The following is a 1546-nucleotide window of genomic DNA, read 5'->3' as shown; positions in this document are numbered from 1 at the left end:
TCCCTTTGAGGGGTCAGCGGGCCTTCATCGTCTCAGATGTCAGGGTGAGGAGTCCCCTGCCCTACCAGTCGCGCGCCAGCATGATGGTCAGCACGCGCATGGTGGTGGCAGGATTGTCCGGGGTCTCAGCCCCATAGCGGAAGTCCGAGTCTGCTTCATAGAGATCGATCTTCCAGAACACGGTCTCTCCCCGGATCTCGACCGCCCCGAAATCATGCCAGCCCTCGGGATCATTCTCAGGCTCGAATGTATCGAACGCACCAGTCGCCTTCACCGCCTCGGCCATGAAGCCATCGCCGGCCTCCATAAGCGAGCGGGTGACATGCATGCGGCCCTGGATGGGTTGCGCGGGCGGCACCCCAAGGCATGCAAGTTTGCGAAACGCGTCGTTCTGCACCGCGATCACGGTCGGATCCGGACGGTCTAGCTGGGGTTGAACATTCATGGACATGGGGATCTCCTTTGAGAGGTTTGAAACACCCTTCTCAAAGCCCGCTTTTTCTTTTCCGCTTGGCGGATCAATCGAGGCCGAAGGCGCCCCACCCGAACAGCCCTTTGGGTCTGTAATTCGGGTTGGGGATGGTTTCGATCCAGCCGCCTTGTTCTTTGATGCTCTCGAGCGCTGCCGAGAGCGGATAAGCGCCCTCGGCAGCGCTCCACCAATAGGCACCGCGCTTGAAGGTGATGATCTTGCGGCGGCCGTCGTTGAAGCAGGCCACCCGCAGCGTTTTGGGTTCCTTACGTGACATGGGTGTCTCCGTTCTCCGTGCGGTCAGGCGGCCTCGGCACTGCGACCTGCCCTGCCCACCTCCGATCTGGCGATCAGATAATCACAGGCGCGCTGCGCGTCCGCGGCGTGCCGGAAGATCGCGCCCTTGTCCGACCGAAGGACCCGCAACCAGTTGTGCAGGTAGGCGGCATTCATCTCGAGCGTATGCGCCGTGAAGCCGAGCGTCTGACCCAGGAACACCGAGGTCAATTCCGCGACGATCTCCTCGCGCGCATAGGACGTGTTGCCAAACTTCGAGAACCCGAAATCACGGTTCAGTCGATGGGGTGCTTTCGTGGCATGGGCCAGCTCGTGCGCCCAGACCCCGTAGAAATTGCGCGGGTCCTGGAACCGCGTGATGGACGGCATGTAGACCTTGTCCACGGGGGACAAATAGTACGCCTCTGTGCCCGTGAAGACGGTCGTGATGTCGATGGTATCGAAAAACGCCTGCATGTGCGGGATGGGCTCTGACGGCGGATGCTCGGGCACGGGCTCCGGGTCAGGGAAGAAGCTGTCGGGCAAGCCCTCGATCTGGCAGGCATTGAACACACGGTAGGATTTCTGGAAGCGAAATATACGGGCTTCCTCGGAGTGATCATCCCCGTCGCTGCGGTCATGCTCATCTGCGCCCGCGTCTTTCCGGCTTTGACCGTAATAAACGACGACAGAGGACTTCTCGCCCTTGCGGACCTTTGCGTCCAACGCATTGGCTTGCGGCAGCGTCATCCAGAAGGGAGAGCTGTGGCCCGCCATCACGGTCCGCATCGTCAGCAG

At 61.1% G+C, this 1546-nt stretch carries 3 protein-coding genes; all 3 read right to left on the bottom strand.

What is annotated here, in order from left to right; translation table 11 throughout:
• Positions 1 to 61: 61 nt before the first annotated feature.
• Complete coding sequence (locus tag GGR17_RS20155) at positions 62 to 451, bottom strand: DUF3768 domain-containing protein (RefSeq protein ID WP_054540534.1); 390 nt, start codon at positions 449 to 451, stop codon at positions 62 to 64.
• A gap of 67 nt (positions 452 to 518) precedes the next feature.
• Positions 519 to 749 (bottom strand): DUF6330 family protein, encoded by a 231-nt coding sequence (locus GGR17_RS20150; RefSeq protein ID WP_054540535.1) that lies wholly within the window; start codon positions 747 to 749, stop codon positions 519 to 521.
• 23 nt (positions 750 to 772) lie between these two features.
• Positions 773 to 1546 (bottom strand): ArdC family protein (locus GGR17_RS20145; RefSeq protein ID WP_183314832.1); only part of this gene is annotated, 774 nt, incomplete at its 5' end.

Source organism: Actibacterium naphthalenivorans, assembly GCF_014196965.1.
GTDB classification, from domain to species: Bacteria; Pseudomonadota; Alphaproteobacteria; order Rhodobacterales; family Rhodobacteraceae; genus Actibacterium_A; species Actibacterium_A naphthalenivorans.
The sequence above is the reverse complement of the archived record's forward strand: the minus strand, read 5'-3'. Positions and strand labels throughout refer to the sequence as shown.

Excerpts from the sequence above, each read along its gene's own strand:
- GGR17_RS20155 (WP_054540534.1), bottom strand. The coding sequence starts at position 451 with ATGTCCATGAATGTTCAACCCCAGCTAGACCGTCCGGATCCGACCGTG.
- GGR17_RS20150 (WP_054540535.1), bottom strand. The coding sequence starts at position 749 with ATGTCACGTAAGGAACCCAAAACGCTGCGGGTGGCCTGCTTCAACGAC.